The 841-nt window shown below is 30.1% G+C and carries 3 protein-coding genes; 1 reads left to right on the top strand and 2 read right to left on the bottom strand.

Annotation, left to right across the window (positions count from 1 at the left end):
• Positions 1-231 (bottom strand): hypothetical protein (locus BG20_RS09730; RefSeq protein WP_010194639.1); only part of this gene is annotated, 231 nt, incomplete at its 3' end.
• A 270-nt stretch (positions 232-501) separates the two neighbouring features.
• On the opposite strand from BG20_RS09730, the gene BG20_RS09725 reads away from it, so the two are divergent.
• Positions 502-702, top strand: a complete 201-nt coding sequence (locus BG20_RS09725; RefSeq protein ID WP_010194638.1) for a hypothetical protein — start codon at positions 502-504, stop codon at positions 700-702.
• A gap of 17 nt (positions 703-719) precedes the next feature.
• Here the strand turns inward: BG20_RS09725 and BG20_RS13800 are convergent.
• On the bottom strand, positions 720-841 hold a 122-nt coding region (locus tag BG20_RS13800), incomplete at its 5' end, for a DUF1297 domain-containing protein (RefSeq protein ID WP_010194636.1).

Below are 841 nucleotides of genomic sequence, written 5' to 3'. Positions count from 1 at the left end.
CTCTTTTAACATAACTTGATCATCTTTTGCAGCTACTAATTCCACTTCTTTGAGATTATGGTTTGTGATTACTGTTAGTGCTTCACATCTTGTACATAGCAGTGTCTGTCCATCTGTTTTTCTTTCAAAAACTATGTTTTTTTCTAATCTATCTCCTTTTTGGCATGTAGGACAAAGTTTTGGCTCTTTCAATATTGTAATGATCTCGCGAATGTAAATTGTTCTTGACATTTGTAATTTTATTAAAAGTCTATCAATAAAGACTTTGTATTTTGATGTTAATTGGCATCCAGCATTTTAATTCAAACAAAAACCGTTCTATAATTATTTGAATCAAAACGTTAGGTATTCTATATATTTCCTAATCTAGCCAATTAACAATCACTATTTTGTTGTCAATAAAATATGTCTTTGGTATTTTTGAAAAAAACAATTCCATGGAATTATTTTGGAGAATTTATATTTCAAAATCCTTAAGTTTGAACAAAATTTAGATGAGTTATGTCTGGAAAATCTAATCATTCCTCACTAAATTCTAAAATTGAAAAATTAGATATGTCTATGAAAGAACTGGTCGTCTTTTTTAGGAGTAAATGTAGTGTTTGTGGGCATCAAAGAATAGCACATGATGAACATGGAAAATGTGAGGGAGTTATGAATAAACCCTGTAGTTCTGGATGTGATAGTTTTATTCTAGAATAGATTATTCTTCAAATAATTTAGGTGACTATTTCGTCTAATCTGTCTTCTTCCTGAGCCTGTTTTATCTCCATTGCAATTCTTCTACCAATCCCAAACGTTTTTCCGTATTGGTATTTTGTATATGGGCTTGTGGTTGCAA

It is taken from the genome of Candidatus Nitrosarchaeum limnium BG20, assembly GCF_000241145.1.
Classification (GTDB): Archaea; Thermoproteota; Nitrososphaeria; order Nitrososphaerales; family Nitrosopumilaceae; genus Nitrosarchaeum; species Nitrosarchaeum limnae.
This window is presented reverse-complemented; position numbering and strand designations above follow the sequence as displayed.